Below are 17,206 nucleotides of genomic sequence, written 5' to 3'. Positions count from 1 at the left end.
AGAGACATGACAACGATAAACAAACAATGGCGATTAAAAGCAAGACCAGTAGGTGAGCCAAGCGCTGAAACTTGGGATTATACCGAGACAGAAATACCGAGTATTACCGATGGTCAGCTACTGATTAAGGTTGAATACATCTCTATCGATCCGGCGATGCGTGGTTGGTTGAACGATGCCAAATCTTATATCGCGCCAGTACAAATTGGTGAAGTGATGCGCGCCGGTACTGTGGGTGAAGTGATTGAAAGTAAGCATGAGAAATTTGCAGTAGGTGACTATGTCGCAGGTCACGACGGCGTGCAGTCATATGCAGTCAGCGATGGTACAGGCCTGCATAAAGTTGATCCAAGCCTAGCGCCGCTATCTTATTACTTAGGCGTGCTCGGTATGCCGGGTATGACAGGGTATTTTGGTCTTCTAAAAACGGGTCAGCCAAAAGCAGGCGAAACGGTAGTGGTATCAGGAGCTGCTGGTGCAGTTGGTAGCTTAGTTGGTCAGATTGCCAAAATTAAAGGCTGCCGTGTCGTTGGTATCGCGGGCGGCGCTGAGAAATGCAAATTTTTAGTCGATGAGCTTGGGTTTGATGCGACGATTGATTACAAAAACGAAGATGTGAAAAAAGCACTAAAGAAAACCTGCCCAGACGGCGTCGATGTGTACTTTGATAATGTAGGCGGTGATATCTTAAATGACGTGCTTACTCAGATCAATTTGCATGCGCGTATCGTTATTTGCGGGGCTATCAGCCAATATAACAACACCACAGCAGTAAAAGGCCCATCGAACTATTTATCATTATTGGTCAATCGTGCTCGTATGGAAGGCATCGTGGTGTTTGATAATATCAAAGAATACCCAATCGCTATGAAAGAGATTGCTGGCTGGATTCAGTCAGGTGATATGAAAGTGAAAGACCATATCGTTGAAGGTATCGAGACGTTCCCTGATACTCTAATGATGCTCTTTAACGGTGAAAACTTCGGCAAACTAGTACTTAAGGTAGAGGGATAGATCATGACACTGAATACAAATGGAATTGCATCAGATGTAGCTGGCAAACGAATTTTGATCACGGGCGGTGCGTCAGGCATCGGTGCAGCAAGTGCATTACTACTAGCCAGTCGCGGCGCAAAAGTCGTCATTGGTGATATGGCAGAAGAGATGGGCGAAGCAGTTGCCAAACAAGGTCAAGATACTGGCAACAGTATCGTCTTTAAAAAAGTAGACGTGACCAGTGGTGATGAAGTACGTGCGTTGTTTGATTTTGCAGTTGAAACGCTTGGTGGCCTAGATGTTGTGGTAAATAACGCTGGTATCGACCACAAGCCTTCACCAATGCATGAGCTGAGCGATGACGACTTTGATCGCAATATCGCCGTGAATTTAAAAGGTGTTTGGCACTGTATGCGCGCTGCGGTCAATTGTATGATACCTAACGGTGGTGGTCATGTGATCAATGTCGCATCTATTGCAGGCCTGCGTTCAGCGCCTATGATCTCAGCTTACAGTGCAGCCAAACATGGGGTTATGGGTCTGACCAAATCCGCTGCCCATGAGTATGCTCGTGCCAATATCCGTTTTAACGCGGTATGCCCAAGCTTCATTGATACGCCAATGGTACGCAATACCATGGCAACCATGGATGAGCGTACGCAGCAAGCAACGATTAAGGCCAGTCCACTGCGCCGCCTAGGAAACGTCAGTGAAATCTCTAGTGCGATTGCATGGCTTGCCAGCGATGAAAGCAGCTTTATGAATGGTCATGCCTTCACCTTAGATGGTGGTATGCTAGCGTAACCGTGATCGTTGAGTGCTCTTTGTTCAGTTCATTAGTGCTCGATAATCGCTGTTAGTTATGACAGCGATTATCTGCGTTTAGTTATCTGATTTTAGATACACGTTTTAAATATATGAATTTAGCGCTCAAAAATTATTGAAAATATAAAGTTTATAAAAATATAAGGAATAACGATGAAAGATTTATTTGATTTAACCGGTAAGGTGGCTCTAGTAACTGGTGCTAGCCGTGGTATTGGTGAGTCTATTGCCCGTCTATTGGCATCAAGAGGCGCACATGTGATTGTCTCTAGTCGTAAGATTGATGCTTGCCAAGCAGTCGCTGATAGCATCAAAGCTGACGGTCATAAGGCCAGTGCTTTTGCTTGTCACGTAGGAGACATGGAGCAAATTGACGCAATTTTTGAGCATATCAAAAGTGAATTTGGTCAAATCGATATCTTAGTTAATAACGCTGCAGCCAACCCTTACTATGGCCATATCTTAGATACAGATTTAGCAGCTTTTGATAAAACGGTTGAAGTTAATATCCGTGGTTACTTCTTTATGTCAACGGCTGCTGGCAAAATGATGAAAGAGCAGGGCGGCGGTGTCATCTTGAATACTGCATCGGTTAACGGCTTAGTAGCAGGCGATAAGCAAGGCATCTACTCAATTACCAAAGCGGCAGTCATTAGCATGACCAAAGCATTTGCTAAAGAATGTGGTCCACTTAATATCCGTGTCAACGCGCTATTGCCAGGTTTGACGGATACTAAGTTTGCCTCTGCATTGACTACTAACGATAAAGTCTTAAAAATGGCACTACACTCGATTCCGCTAGGACGTGTGGCTGAGCCTGATGAAATGGCTGGTACCGTATTGTATCTAGTGTCGGATGCCTCAAGCTATACCACAGGCGCGACAATCGTTGTCGATGGTGGTATGTTAGCTTAATTAGCAAAATACAGCATATAAGTTCAAGAGTAACTTACTATGAAGAGCCGCATGAGATTTATTTTCATGCGGTTTTTTTGATTTGGTTTTTTGATGGAATGTTTAAGTAATCTTGGTTTTGCACTATCGAATAAATTGCTAATTTTAAATGAGCATCAGCTGTATAGTGGCATAATAAATATGCTAATAGCTACTTGGACAATATGATGGAGTCACGCATGAATTCAGTTATCAACAATAAAATAAATACAATATCTCAAAATAAAACATGGCTGTTTGTGCCAGCGACTCGCATTGATAGAGTGGTAAAAGCATTTGCTAGTGGAGCAGATGCGGTTATTGTAGATTTAGAGGATGCCGTGGCGCCAGAAGATAAAGCATCCGCACGCGAAGCATTACAGCAATATCACGACAGTGCAGGTTATCAGCCGATTTGGATACGTATTAATAAGGCTGGTAGCGAAGAATTCTTTAAAGACATAGTGCTTTGTCAGAAGATGCCTAATTTAGCTGGTGTGTTTTTGGCCAAAGCTGAGCAAGTAGATGATATAGAAAGCGTGCATCAGCTTACCAATTTACCCGTGATTGCACTGATTGAGAGTGCGATGGGGTTGTATCAAATCGATAGTATGGCAACAGCAGTCGGCTTGGCTGCATTTAGTTATGGATTTTTAGATCTGTGCAATGATTTGCAAGTGCAAGTAGGAACGCCTGCTACTGATATCATCGCCAATCAAATCCGCTATCAACTAATCCTGACGTCAAAAGTACATCAGTTATCGTCGCCTATCGATACTATTTATCCTGACTTTAATGACGAAGTTGGACTGAGCGAGCGAGTACAGCTATGGTCACAAATGGGCATGTCAGGAATGCTGTGTATTCATCCTAAACAAGTGGCTGTCGTCCAGCAAGCATTGCAACCAACAAATGGGACTTTGTTATTTGCACAGCGTGTAGTTGAGGAGTATGAGCGCAGCGGGCAAGCAGTATTCAAAATAGATGGCGAAATGGTAGATGCGCCAGTGATTGAACGCAGTCGTCAACTGTTGGCAAAGTAGCAGACCAGTCCATGTTTAGTTAAATATAAGCAGTCGGTTCAATATAATTTGGATACTAGGGCGTGTCCTCAATTCAATCGATAGTTATCTAATTGGGTTAAAAATGGCTAAATCTTGCCAAATGGCGTCAAATAACTGACTAATATCTCGATATTATCTGCGCTATTTTCCTTGTTTGACTGCGATTTATCTCATTTTTATTCCCATTTTTAAAATGAGGACACGCCCTAGAAAGCCGAGTGAAAGTATTACAAGCAGTATACTAAGCGAGACTGACACCGTACCTAATTTATATGGGATTGACTATATAATGCTTTATCATAAACCATATCCATTCACATTCGATAACAGCATACTATGATTTTTATTAATAATAATATTAGCCTCAATGATAATGAGGTAGAGATCAGCGCCATACGAGCGCAAGGCGCAGGTGGGCAGAATGTCAACAAAGTATCTTCTGCCATTCACCTGCGTTTTGATATTAACAACTCAAGTCTGAGCGATGAGTACAAGCAGCGACTGCTAAATAGTAAAGATAGCCGAATAACTAAGGAAGGCGTGCTGATTATCAAGGCGCAACAGTTTCGAACGCAAGAGCGCAATAGAATAGATGCGCTTGAGCGTTTGCAAAGCTTTATCACCAAAACCACTTACGTTAATAAAACGAGAAGGCCGACCAAGCCAAGCAGAAATGCCAAACGTAAACGGGTGGATAAAAAGACCCAGCGCGGTAAGACAAAGGCTTTACGCGGTAAAGTAGATTTTTAGAGAGTTTGTGATAGTAGGTTTTGTCGTTGACAAGTTGTGCGGCAGAAAATTTATAGAGCAAAAGCAATATAGTATATTGCAGAGGTTTTTGAATTTATAATGGTATAGGCGATTAATTGCCTATACCATTCTTCTAGATTAACGACTTATTTAGAATGCACCATTAAGTCCAACGAATAAGCTGGTTGAGTCGTCGTCATTACCTTGTGAATGTGTGACACCAGCATTAGCATTCAATAGACCAAAGCGTCTAGATAGGCCAAGTGTCATAGCAACGTTATCATCATCAGTTTCGACCATAGGCGTCTCAAAGCTGATATTTGGTAGCGTATTTAAACGTGCGGTTACCGCTTCGCGATTGTCACTCAGCTGCTTTTGGTAATGAATATCACCAAATAAGTTTAGGTTCTCCATCAAGCTATGATTGGCTTTGAGGCCAAGCTTGCCATATGTCGTAGAGTATTTCTGCTCATCGAACTGCATAGCAATGCCAGACATCTCTTTTTCTTTGAGTCCGTCAATTTTTACGCGGCTCGCTGTGGCACCGATATAAGGCGTAACGGCAATATTGCTCACTTGCATTGGGTAGCCTGCCTGCAAGTTGGCATAAAAGCGCTTGCCATCAGCATTTGACTTAAACTGCTGTTGGTTACTACCAAGTGTGACAGCACGTGTGACATCGACATCCATGTTGCCAAATCCTGCAGCACCATTGATCTGTAAACCGCCAAACTTGTTGCTATGATAGACACCAAAACCGAACTCTCCTAGATCAATATCACTCAAACCTGTGCCAACGTCTGAGTTTTCAAAGTCTTTTTGAGTGATGTTGCCGTATAAGCCTGTCACTGCATTGGCTGAGTTAGGATGAGCAAAATCTACGCCAAGCAATACTTGGGTATTATTATCACCATCAAACCCTGCAATTTCTTGGTTAGCGACTTCACCGACGGCCCATAGTGCACGGGCAGGTTTTTGCTCACTGCTTTGGATTTGGTTTACGTGTGACTGTAAGCGCTCATTGGTTGCAAGTCCGGTTGTCGTTGCAATATGTGGCAGCACACCGATTAAGCTAGGCGCAGTGACAACAGCATTTGCATAGTCGGCGATCAGTTGATGAGTAGCACCTGTTGGATGTATGCCATCAGCGAAGAAGTAGGTTTCGTTGGCATTTGCTTCTACAAGAGTATCAGGTCCACAAGTTAGAGAGCTGTTGTTGTCACCGCAAGCTTCATCGGTGACGTTAGTGAAACCATATTGAGCAGGAGAGGCAATGATCTCTTGAGTTAAGCTAAACATATCTAGCGGTATGATATTAGCGCCAGTATTTGCTGCGGCACTAAGCATGAATTGATTGTATAGGCTAGTAGCACCAGTACTTTGCGCCTGTGCTACAGGCCCTTGATCAATAACTCTAGGGGTTAGACCGACATCGGGAATATTAGGTACCAAGATATATTTAGCACCATTGTCTTTTAATGCATTAATCGTTTCGGTTTGGCTAGCTACTGCTCCAAGTATGGTCGCTTGGGCATTAGCAGGATCTTCAGCCGCTGCAAGCAAGTCATTTGCACCTGCCCACACCACATATAACCCATTAGGATCTACTTTGTTATTGGCGAGATAGCTATCGACTTGGCTATTGGCAGAAGCAATAGGAATACCACCAGGGAAGACAGCTTCTTCGCCTGCTCTTGCACCGCCGATAGCGTAGTTATTACCAGTTTGAGGACTACCGAATACAACGGGAACAGCTGTGGTACCTAGCTGCTCAGCGAATGAGGTTGCCCAGGTGTTGTCAGGGTTGGTGGTAAACTGAGCAGGACCTGGTACAACTTGACTAAAATAGCCACCATCGGTCAGGCTGTCACCGAAAAAGGTGACACTGTCATAAGCATTTGCGTGAGAAATACCAGCGATAGATAGGCTGATAGCAAGCATGCTTTTGGTAAAAGTTTTAAGAGTGGTATGGCTAATTTTAGAACGTGAGGTATTACGAGGCATAGCGACTTCCTTGTCATCAATGTAATAGTTTGTCAACCGAGTGTAACCACTTTTTAGAAAGCTAGCAATCGTTTTGATTGCAAAATTGCAAGAATATTGCCTTATTTAAACAAGTTTTTAGAGCATAAAAAAGGGGTGTTCAAGTATTGAGAAATCATACTGTCTCGCTCACATAATTGCTTATTTAGCCTAAGCAACTGCTCAATCATAAATAGTATCAAAGCAGCATTCCATAATAAGATAATCAGGCCAAATGCGCATACAGACGTCACTGGTGGCAAGAGTAAGTATAGCTAACAGTATCCAATACTATGAAAACTGAAATTAAGCTTGTTTTTGTGGACGTAATAATAAGGCAAGTCCAAGCGCTACAAAAGCGGCTATACCAGATATCATATAACTGATACTAAAATCTCCAGTGATTTCTGCAAGATAACCTGCGGCTACTGGCCCAAGAGCTTGCCCACCTGAAAAAGCAAAGGTCAGCGCTGCGAGCGCACTTGCCGCCGCCGCAGGCCCGAAATAATCGCCCGCCGAAGCTGCCATAATGACAGGCACACTCCACACCACTAAGCCAAACAGTATAATTGACAAATACAGTCCCAAACTCCAATCAGTAAGTCCGACCAACAGATAAGCGATGGCAAGGAAGAAAAAAGCCAACGCCAGACCAAGGCGTCTACCAATATGGTCAGAAATCCAGCCAAACAACATGCCTGAGGACATGCTAAGCAGTCCAATCCATGCCCAAACACCACCAGCAATCGCTTCACTCAGCTGATACGAGCTAACCATGCTGGTCACGATGAAGGTAACGTAAACCATATAAGTAGCGCCATAAATAGCAAAGATGACACCTAGATGTACGAGTAGCTTAATATTGCTACGTTCTAGCTTTTTCTTATTTTTAACAGGTAAGGTAGGTGCGCGCCCAAAAGGGCTTTGTCTGACATCGTCTGGATGATTGCGAATCAAAGTAAAAGTAAGCCAAGCTACCGCAATATTAATCACGGCGAAAATTAGCCAACCTGTTTGCCAAGACAATAGAGTAGAGAAGGGTAAGAGTTTGGGTACGACGAAGCCTGATAAAATGATACCAAAGCCGGGTCCCGCCATGACTAATCCTAAAGCGAGCCCGCGGTGCGAAGGAAAAAACCAATGCGACATGACGCTCATCGTTGGTAAGACCACGCCGCCGCTACCGATACCAGTCAGCACATAGAGTGCGCAGAGTATTGGAAAACTGATGGTAAAAGCCATACCGAGCATAGAGACAGCAATGAGGAGGAGACTTGCCGTCGCAGTCGTTCGGGTACCCAACCAAGGTAGAATAAAAGGGCTTAGAAGCACTGCAACCAGATATCCTATCAGGTTAGTGAATCCCAAGATTCCACTTTGAGTATAATTTAACCCTAAAGAAGCCGACATGGACGGCAGTAACATGCCAAATGCGAATCGTCCTAACCCAAGTCCGCAGAACATTGCTATAGAGCCTGTCGCAGCAACGATCCAAGCATAATGTAACCTGCCTAGCCTAAGAGGCGCAGTGTTATCTTGATTTCCTTGATCTGGACTGTCTTGCTGAGTCATTCCATCAGGCATCACGAATCTCCAACAAGTTGAAAATTCGCAATATATACCGTCACCAAATTTAGACCGGTGGTAATGACTTCCTTGTGTTGAATATTATCCATTTCACACTCATCCTTTTGTGCTTAATCCCTATCAGGCCTTTATTAAATATACTTATAGCCTAAGCATACTCATGTCCAATAAAATTAGTATAACTGTACTTGAACGTTCGTTCAATGAGTATCTAAGCAATCATCGTTATGATTCATAGGCTACAGTGTTGTATTCACAAACAAAAAAAATGCCGGCCCATTTATATGGCTGGCATTCTGCTTATTATTCTAACGGTTCCTTCCCGACTGCTATTTTTGGCTATCCTTTAATAGCGACTTATTAGCTAGCCAAGTCGTTTACTCAATTCAGGAAAGCGTTTAATCATAAACAGCATTAATAGTAACGCCACAACTGCGATAGCCGCACCTGTATATCCTACGCTAGATAGTGAGATGTGTGTCACGGCATAACCACCGAATAGTGCACCCGTACCAATTCCCAAATTAATAATACCTGAGAACATCGACATCAGCATGTCTTGTGCATTGACATCGACCATGATGACTTTGGCCTGCATGGAGATAATCAGTAGCATGAGCGCCGCGCCCCACAGTAAGGCAATAAAGCTGAGCGCCCATACAGAGGTCACTGCTAGCAACAGCGTCAGCATAGACACGAGCATCAGTATGGTCGATATTAGCATCAATCTGGTATTGAACCGATCGCCCCAACGACTGAAAATAACACTGCCTACAATTCCAGCTGCACCGAATAGTAACAGTACAAAAGTCGCAGCGTTTTCACTGATATTACCGACTTGGCGCATGAATGGTTCTATATAAGAATAAGCCGTATAGTGTGCTGTAAAGACCAATAAAATAAGCAAGTATAGACAAACCAATAAAGGGTTTTTAAGGAGTTCTGGAATCTTTCTAAAAGACCCTTCAAACATACTAGGCAACGTGGGCAATAGCCTTGCTTGTAGAATAAATACAATTGAGGCGATGACACCAATACCGCCAAAGGTCGCACGCCAGCCAAACCATTGCCCAACCAAACGACCCAATGGCACACCCAATACCATCGCTAATGACGTACCCGTTGCTAGTACGCTAAGCGCCATGGCTTTTTTGCCTTCAGGTGCGACGCGTATCGCGATTGCAGCTGTGATTGACCAGAATATCGCATGAGATAACGCAATTCCAACTCGGCTAATGAGCAGCACGTCAAAGCTCCATGCAAATACGGACAGTACGTGACTGGCAATGAATACGGCAAAAAGACCCAAGAGCAATCGCTTGCGCTCAAATCGACTGGTCAATAGCATTAGTGGCAATGACATCGCAGCGACAATCCAAGCATAGAGTGTTAACATCCAGCCAGTCTCTGCCGTCGTAATGGAGAAGTCTTGGGCAATGTCGCTCAACAGCGCCACAGGGACAAATTCTGTGGTGTTCATAATAAAGGCACTAACGCCCATCAAAAATACTTGAAAATACTGAGTTCGGCGAGCGTTTGAGCTAGCCTCAAGGTTATGTGTCATAAAATCCAATACAGATGCGAATACTACGTGTGATAGGTCAAAGTGGGGCAAGCTTAATTAGAATACAAGAGTTGCAGGGCAAGATAGCAAGCCCACGTCGATCGTGAAAGGTGTTTTTTGATAAGGATTGTTAATTGGACGTTTATTGAGGATACTTGAGTAATATGAAACTATCGTTAATCATATTTAATGCGTTGGGATACTTGCTAATGACCAAACTACAATTCATTTAAAAAGAAGCGACACCAGTTGTCGTAGAAGGTTTTAAGCGGCTTTATTTTTATAGGGGTTTATATTATAGTTATTGAGTCAAGCAAAAATAACAGGGCAAACAGTTAACCCTCGGAGCGCAACGCTTCACTTCTTAACAGAGCTGTCTTTAACACACTATTTTAGTTATGTTGTTTTTGTTTAATCCTAAACACCTTCGCCTGTACAAGCCCAAAAAACCATATTTATTAATAAACAAAAAACCTAGCAGAAAAAAGCTCGTTGGCGTTGCAAAAATATTAGCAATGTAACAGCGAAAAACTGTGGCTAAAAAGCCTATCAGAATTAAAGCCTACTACCTTACCAAGTCGATTAATTTACTTAACTTTATAGATAATGACGTCATTTAAACAATGGCGAATAGATTCGGCTGGCTTGAAATAAGCATTCAGACCAGACAATAAAAATGAAGCGACATGCAAACTAAAATCAAAATAATAAGGATATAAATATGACGAGATTAACGTATCAGTTTGAACAAAAACGGTTAGATAATTTTAAGTGGTCGGATGGCTCAAAACTTTCTGGGATAACGGCGCTGGCAAGTGATGAGAAAGATCGAGTACGAAAACAGCCATTGTTTTACCTCGAAGCGGTTTCTATAGACAGTTATGAAGATGATGTTTATTTTGTTAACAATACCGATAAGACACTCAGTTGGGTAGCGCCGTTTAAACCGTATCGAAACATAGAGGAAGCAAGAGCAAAGTTAGGTGATACCAGTGATAAAAACTTACGTAAAGTGACGGTCTATAGTGATGACATGAACAGCATATATCAGGATGTATTACCTAAGCAGGGCGTGCGAATTGGTAGTACTCATATCATGTATGACAGTGATGCGATGATGCAGTGTTTTATACATGTGCCCTATAAGGGGCCAGATACGCATTATGCAATTTGGCAATTTAATGTAGTGGAAAAGGGCGGGATTCGAGGAACTTATCCATTGTTGTGGGATGATTTTAGTAAACCCTCGCACATGGTGAGTTGTGACTGTCTGTCTGAGCGGGCTGATATGCCGATAGAGGCCAGTATTTATGAAGAGCGCTGTGCAATGCTTGACAGGCTTATCGGGTCATTTGGCATATCAAACGCCATATTCATATTAGCGATAAATGATGTGCTTTATCGTTATGGCGTGGGCTGGAGCGCGCCTTATAGCGAGTCGGATATACAGGCGCAAGACATTGCGATGAAACTAACAGAACAAAAGTCAGAAAATGCAAAAGCGGTGAAAGCTATTGTCCAAGCGGTTTATGACTTTTGGTTTAATGAAGGCTTTGCAAAAAATATCTCAATGCAGGCTTGTGAGGAGCTTTTGAGCCTGTATCAAGCGCAGATTGCTAGCCAAAAATCGGTTTAATTTATAAGCCAAATTATCAAGAAAAAACCTAAATAATAATTAAAAAAGGAGAACCTTATGATGTGCCCTATCGAAAATAATGATACGTTTTTATTGTTTTTTCATGGCCTTGATTCAAGCAATGAGACCAGTAAATATACCTGTATCACACGTGAGCCTAAATATTGCCAAACGGTCAATTATAGAGAGAGTTTTGCAGAAATATTTGAGATTTATGATGCTTTGATTCGTGAGAAAATGTCACAGTATCCTCGAGTAGTGTTGGCAGGGCATTCGCTTGGCGGCTGGTTTGCCAATCATTTTGCCCATAAATATAACTTGCGCGCGCTGTTGATTGCGCCTTGTATCTATCCAAGTGAGGTATTGGTTGACCGTATCCCAGTAGTGGCTGATATGAAGCTGTCTTTCCCCACGACCAATACCGAGATAGTACGAGTTATGGTAGAAGTCGATGATGAAAGCTTAGATGTGGCAGTGGCTAGACGAACCTTAGTTAATCTACCTGATAGCTGGGACGTCGATTATTTTGCAGGCGGTCATCACCGTATCGCTCGTAGTAGTGATATCTGGTATCACTTAATGCATTTGTGCGAAGATCCTATCGTTTGGATGGATGAGGCGACGTATCATGATGAAGATTAATAGCAAAGACATTCAAAAAACTGTCGCGACTGATGGATAAATGAACCGCTAAAAATAATTGATTGACATTAAAGACGATCGGTCATAATATTTGTGCATGACGATTACTAAGCCAAAAGCCCGTCGAGGGCGTCCACCCAATGTCGAACGAGAGTTTACGGATACCCGTGAAGCTCTTTTGAGATCTGGGATGGAGATGCTGACAGAGCAAGGCTTTGCGACCACTGGTATCGATGCCATACTCAAACGTATCAATGTGCCTAAAGGTTCTTTCTACAATTATTTCAAAAACAAAGAAGCATTTGGACAGGAAGTATTACGGCAGTATGCGTTGTATTTTGCTCGCAAGCTAGATCATTGTTTTTTAAACGAACAAGTATCTCCCATGCAGCGTATTAGTGACTTCGTTGAAGATGCAAAGTCAGGAATGATCAAGCATGAATTTCGCCGCGGCTGTTTGGTAGGCAACTTGGGTCAAGAGATTGTCGTGTTGCCTGAGAGTTTTCGTTGTGAGTTAGAAGGTGTATTACTTGATTGGCAGGAGCGTTTAGCGGCTTGCTTGCGGCTTGCAGTACAACAAGGACAAATACATTCTCATAGTGATTGTGATGAGCTGGCTGCTTTCTTTTGGATTGGTTGGGAAGGTGCGGTTCTGCGTGCTAAGTTAGTACAAGATGTCAGCCCATTAGATACTTTTTTCCGAGGTTTTGTAGCAGGAATACAGAAGTAATTTCTTTATCTATATTTATAGACGACCGGTCTAAATTATTTTTTACTAATTTATAGACGATTGGTCTAAATAGGAGCTACTATGTTTAATGCAATATTAATTGAAAAAATGATGATGTATCTCAGTCCAATCTGACTGAGATACAGGACACGCAATTGCCAGAAGGGGACGTTACGGTTCGTGTGGCATATAGCACACTTAACTACAAAGATGGATTGGCCATCACGGGTCGTAGCCCTGTGGTACGCACATTCCCTATGGTTCCAGGAATTGATTTAGCGGGTACCGTCGAAATAAGTAGCCATCCTCGCTATACAGCTGGTGACAAAGTGTTGTTGAATGGTTGGAGTGTGGGCGAGAAGTATTGGGGCGGTCTATCACAAAAAGCGCGATTAAACGGTGACTGGCTTATCCCGCTCCCCGAATCGATGACTGAACGTCAGGCGATGGCACTTGGCACAGCAGGATATACTGCGATGCTTTGTCTAATCGCATTAGAGCGTCATGGACTCACACCAGAGCGTGGCCAAGTATTGGTGACTGGTGCTAATGGTGGCGTTGGTAGCTTTGCCATCGCACTTCTAGCAAACCAAGGTTACTCTGTCACCGCCTCTACGGGACGTCTAGAAGAAGCCGAATACTTAAAGAGCCTCGGTGCAACGACGATCATTGACCGTGCGGAACTGAGTAGTCCTGGACGTCCTCTTGGTAAGGAGAGATGGGCTGCCGCAATTGATTCTGTTGGTAGTCATACGCTGGCCAACGTTTGTGCCAGTACCTGTGAAGATGGTTTAGTCGCTACTTGTGGATTGGCTCAAGGCATGGATTTCCCTGCTACTGTTGCGCCTTTTATTTTACGCGGTGTTAGTTTACTTGGTATTAATAGCGTGACGCGACCTTATGATGAGCGTGTAGAAGCATGGCAGCGTTTGAGCACAAGCTTGGATATAACGCAATTGAATGCAATCACCAGAGAGATTGGTCTAAGCGAAGTCATTCCGACAGCAAGTGAATTGTTGGATGGTAAAGTTCGTGGTCGAATAGTCGTTGACGTCAATCGCTAAGCGTTAATTTTTAATACTTCAACGTTAAAGTTTCGATGTTGAGCCTTTATTTGATACATGAATAAATGATGCATCGAAAAGCCTAAGATTGAATGATCAACATGAAAAAGAATTATTCACAAACGGTCACAAATATCGGTATTTATTTTTTGTCATCTGATGTGCTATCATCGTTGAACGAACTATCGTGGGTTTAACAGTTTTGTTATTGCCGACCATGACAATAGTCTAATGGCGGCGTGACAAACCTTGCAACTTCCAGCACGATATAAAACAACTCTGGTAAAGCGCATGAGCCTGTACTCCGACAACCTCATTTGTGCCTGATTTTTTGCCTATTTGGGCGTATATCATACTTTTTCGTCGGAGTAACAGGAGTCTAAGGTGTTCAATATCATGAGCCACATTGCTAACCCATCTAAATATACCCGTCGTTATCATCCACGTCATTCTCTAGCGCAATATATTATCAATCAAATAGAGTCGCTTGAGCTGCGCCCGCAAGATATCGTCAAGCAAATGGGTTATCCTCTTAAACATACTATTCCAGCCTATGACCGCCTGCGCCATGTACTATCGAGCAAATTCCTTGGGCTTGATGGTAGCTATATGGACAAGCATTTTACCGCTGATGAGTTTTTAGCAAAACTGTTTGCCGTACTTGAGATACCGTATCAGCCATTCGCAGAGGATATTGCGCAAATTAAATACGACTTGGAGAACCACTCTAATACGCTACCTAGATATAGCTTACGAGCGGAAGTAGATTTCACATTTGCGAGTGCTGATAACTGGATGTCTCGTGGCGCGGCTTCACGTTTTGCGCAAGTACATCTGCCTAGCGGTTTTGCCAAATTAGACGATGCTGCACGTAAATCAGTGATTCAAGACAGCATCTGCGAGCATTATCAGCAGTATGAGGGCAGTTTGCCATACGATGGTATCATCAAAGGCTATCGACTGACTATTGAACAAAACAACCACGTGGTCGACCATGCAAAGTATGGATTGCCAAAATCTAGCAGTATCTAAAATTTTTTGAGCGTATAAGTAGCGTGAGCTGTTAATTACATTGATTGAATAATCACATTGACCGAAAAAAATATAAAAATGCCTCACTTTATCGTGGGGCTTTTTGGTTTTTTACGTTATGTTTTCTTGTAAGAGTCGAAACTGCTAAATATCAGTTTTATAAAATTTATTTTAAGCTTTAGGCTTCAGGTTTAGAGATGGCGCGCCATAAAATCACAAATAGCGCGTCAAACTCTGCATTTAACGGTGTTTCTGTTTGGCGAATGGTATGCATTAAACCAAGGCGACTGATAAACCCCATAAACACATCGAAGAGTATGTGTAGTGGGACAGTGTCATTGAGCACTCCACGATTTTGTCCATCTTCTAATACCGCCAAAAACGCGCCAATTAACTCTTTGTTTTCATAGATTGCGATATTGCGTATACGCGAGGCAGAGACCGAAGACAGCACCATCACCGCATCTGGGTGCGAGTCTACAAAATCAAAGCAGACCCACAGTGTCTTGCGTAGACGATCTTGTACGCTATCAATCCCTTGCAGATGATCCATAATTCTAGCGGCCAATCTGCCAAGCACAATATCCATAATGGTATAAAACAGCGTTTGCTTATCCCCGAAGTACTTATAGAGCGTTTGCAAAGAGACGTTTGCAGACTTTGCAATCTGCGCCATCGTTACCTCATTAGCATCAAATCCTGCAAAGACTTTACGAACAGCTTGCTCAATTTTATCCAAAGTTGCGGGCCGCATATCGAATAGGGGCGCTAGAGATCGAGTTTGCGTGAGGCTATCTGAATGATGAGAGGTTTTCATATTTATCACTTCTTAAAGTATTGGTTATTTGATACGTTCTACCAGTTAAATGATTTGCTCGATAATTTAACGTGATTAATTCAATAAGTAATGAATATTACCATTTTTATTTAATTGATTGCGAAGTGGTTTTTCGTAGCCTAGTATAAGACTCGTATATTAATAAATACAAAGAATTTATAGTATATCTATAATGGTAATATAAATTACCATAAATTTTTTAAAGCGACTTAGCTATAGTCAGTTCAATATAATTTCGATACAAGGAAACCGAGTGCAGGTTATACATTAGTATGCTTAGCGAGGATGACGATGTAGCGGATTTATATAGACTTGACTATATATTTGTTATTCACTCCACCTTGTCAAGGATAGACATCATGAGTATCGAAAAATTTACCCCAAACTGGATGACCGAAGAGCATCAGATGGTGTATGACAGCGCCTTAAAAATGTTTCAATCTTGGGATCCCAAAGATGAGCAATGGCGCAAAAATGGCATGATCGATCGCGCTGCGTGGGAAGAAGCAGGCGAGATGGGGTTTCTGTGTGCAGCGATACCAAGCGAGTATGGCGGCGGCGGCGGCGATTTCGGTCACGAAGCGGCGCTTATCTACGCACAGACTGAGGCCAACCAATCGGGGTTTGGCGGTATGGTGCATTCAGGCATTGTCGCGCCTTATATTTTAGACCATGGTACTGAGGAACAAAAACAAGCATGGCTACCAAAAATGGCAACAGGTGAATATATCGGTGCCATCGCCATGACCGAGCCTGGTACTGGCTCCGACCTACAAAACATCAAAACCTATGCGGTAAAAGATGGTGATGACTACATTATCAATGGTTCTAAGACTTTTATCACCAATGGTCAACACGCCAATCTTATCCTATTAGCATGCAAAACAGACCGTGAAAAAGGCGCACAAGGCGTCTCACTTATCATCGTAGAAACGGACAAAGTAGAAGGGTTTGAGCGTGGACGCAATCTCGACAAGATTGGTCTGACGTCGCAGGATACCTCAGAGCTCTTCTTTAGCAATGTCCGTGTACCACAAAAAAATCTACTGGGTACGGTAGAAGGTATGGGCTTTATCCAAATGATGCAGGAGTTGCCGCGTGAGCGTTTAATCATTGCGCTATCAGGGGTTGGCTCGATGAAGTTGGCGATCAATTTAACTTTAGATTACGTAAAAGGGCGCGAAGCCTTTGGCAAACCTATTTGGAAGTTTCAAAATACCCGCTTTAAGATGGCAGAATGCTATGCCGATTATCTAGCTGCTAGCACCATGTGTGATGCGGCAGTAGATGCGATGTTAGATGGCAAACTATCTGTACCACATGCCTCATTAATCAAATATTGGGTCACTGAAAAACAGTGCGAAGTCATCGACGAATGCGTGCAGCTATTTGGTGGCTATGGCTATATGACAGAGTATCCTATCGCACGTTTATATGCTGATGCGCGCGTGCAAAAAATCTATGGCGGCACCAATGAGATTATGAAAGAGCTGGCGTCACGCTTTATGTAGATGCTTATATTA

At 42.8% G+C, this 17,206-nt stretch carries 14 protein-coding genes and 1 pseudogene; 11 read left to right on the top strand and 4 right to left on the bottom strand.

The window, feature by feature from the left end:
• The first annotated feature begins 6 nt into the window (after positions 1-6).
• From ACHEVO_RS01800 to arfB, 5 genes are all read left to right on the top strand, one after another.
• Complete coding sequence (locus tag ACHEVO_RS01800) at positions 7-1,014, top strand: NADP-dependent oxidoreductase (RefSeq protein WP_394123689.1); 1,008 nt, start codon at positions 7-9, stop codon at positions 1,012-1,014.
• A gap of 3 nt (positions 1,015-1,017) precedes the next feature.
• The gene (locus ACHEVO_RS01795) at positions 1,018-1,800 is read left to right on the top strand and encodes an SDR family NAD(P)-dependent oxidoreductase (protein WP_394123688.1); all 783 of its coding nucleotides are present in this window, start codon (positions 1,018-1,020) and stop codon (positions 1,798-1,800) included.
• Positions 1,801-1,974: 174 nt separating this feature from the next.
• Positions 1,975-2,736 carry an SDR family oxidoreductase gene (locus ACHEVO_RS01790; protein ID WP_101205627.1) on the top strand — a complete coding sequence of 254 codons (762 nt, stop codon included), beginning with the start codon at positions 1,975-1,977 and terminating at the stop codon, positions 2,734-2,736.
• A gap of 218 nt (positions 2,737-2,954) precedes the next feature.
• Entirely contained in the window at positions 2,955-3,797 is an 843-nt protein-coding gene (locus ACHEVO_RS01785; protein WP_394123687.1) for an HpcH/HpaI aldolase/citrate lyase family protein, read from the top strand.
• Positions 3,798-4,154: 357 nt separating this feature from the next.
• Positions 4,155-4,568, top strand: coding sequence for an alternative ribosome rescue aminoacyl-tRNA hydrolase ArfB (gene arfB, locus ACHEVO_RS01780; RefSeq protein WP_201570157.1), 414 nt, complete (start codon positions 4,155-4,157; stop codon positions 4,566-4,568).
• A gap of 150 nt (positions 4,569-4,718) precedes the next feature.
• Here the strand turns inward: arfB and ACHEVO_RS01775 are convergent, their stop codons facing one another.
• From ACHEVO_RS01775 to ACHEVO_RS01765, 3 genes are all read right to left on the bottom strand, one after another.
• Positions 4,719-6,572 carry an autotransporter domain-containing protein gene (locus ACHEVO_RS01775; RefSeq protein ID WP_394123686.1) on the bottom strand — a complete coding sequence of 618 codons (1,854 nt, stop codon included), beginning with the start codon at positions 6,570-6,572 and terminating at the stop codon, positions 4,719-4,721.
• A gap of 324 nt (positions 6,573-6,896) precedes the next feature.
• Positions 6,897-8,174: an MFS transporter gene (locus ACHEVO_RS01770; protein WP_394123685.1), complete on the bottom strand. Its 1,278-nt coding sequence runs from the start codon at positions 8,172-8,174 to the stop codon at positions 6,897-6,899.
• Positions 8,175-8,541: 367 nt separating this feature from the next.
• Entirely contained in the window at positions 8,542-9,741 is a 1,200-nt protein-coding gene (locus ACHEVO_RS01765; protein WP_394123684.1) for a sugar transporter, read from the bottom strand.
• Positions 9,742-10,462: 721 nt separating this feature from the next.
• Here ACHEVO_RS01765 and ACHEVO_RS01760 point away from each other — a divergent pair.
• The 5 genes and pseudogenes from ACHEVO_RS01760 to ACHEVO_RS01740 all read left to right on the top strand — a co-directional run bounded on the left by ACHEVO_RS01760 (position 10,463) and on the right by ACHEVO_RS01740 (position 14,845).
• Complete coding sequence (locus ACHEVO_RS01760; RefSeq protein ID WP_394123683.1) at positions 10,463-11,377, top strand: hypothetical protein; 915 nt, start codon at positions 10,463-10,465, stop codon at positions 11,375-11,377.
• A 57-nt stretch (positions 11,378-11,434) separates the two neighbouring features.
• Positions 11,435-12,019 carry an alpha/beta hydrolase family protein gene (locus tag ACHEVO_RS01755; RefSeq protein ID WP_394123682.1) on the top strand — a complete coding sequence of 195 codons (585 nt, stop codon included), beginning with the start codon at positions 11,435-11,437 and terminating at the stop codon, positions 12,017-12,019.
• 97 nt (positions 12,020-12,116) lie between these two features.
• Entirely contained in the window at positions 12,117-12,749 is a 633-nt protein-coding gene (acuR, locus tag ACHEVO_RS01750) for an acrylate utilization transcriptional regulator AcuR (RefSeq protein ID WP_394123681.1), read from the top strand.
• A gap of 104 nt (positions 12,750-12,853) precedes the next feature.
• Positions 12,854-13,813: pseudogene (acuI, locus tag ACHEVO_RS01745) on the top strand (acrylyl-CoA reductase (NADPH)); the annotation flags it as partial.
• 396 nt (positions 13,814-14,209) lie between these two features.
• Complete coding sequence (locus ACHEVO_RS01740) at positions 14,210-14,845, top strand: hypothetical protein (protein ID WP_394123680.1); 636 nt, start codon at positions 14,210-14,212, stop codon at positions 14,843-14,845.
• Positions 14,846-15,023: 178 nt separating this feature from the next.
• Here the strand turns inward: ACHEVO_RS01740 and ACHEVO_RS01735 are convergent, their stop codons facing one another.
• Entirely contained in the window at positions 15,024-15,662 is a 639-nt protein-coding gene (locus ACHEVO_RS01735; protein ID WP_394123679.1) for a TetR/AcrR family transcriptional regulator, read from the bottom strand.
• A gap of 380 nt (positions 15,663-16,042) precedes the next feature.
• Between ACHEVO_RS01735 and ACHEVO_RS01730 the strand changes: the two genes are divergently transcribed.
• On the top strand, positions 16,043-17,194 hold the full coding sequence (locus tag ACHEVO_RS01730; RefSeq protein ID WP_394123678.1) for an acyl-CoA dehydrogenase family protein: 1,152 nt from the start codon (positions 16,043-16,045) through the stop codon (positions 17,192-17,194).
• Positions 17,195-17,206 lie beyond the last annotated feature (12 nt).

Source organism: Psychrobacter nivimaris (assembly GCF_043419765.1).
Lineage (GTDB): Bacteria > Pseudomonadota > Gammaproteobacteria > Pseudomonadales > Moraxellaceae > Psychrobacter.
This window is presented reverse-complemented; position numbering and strand designations above follow the sequence as displayed.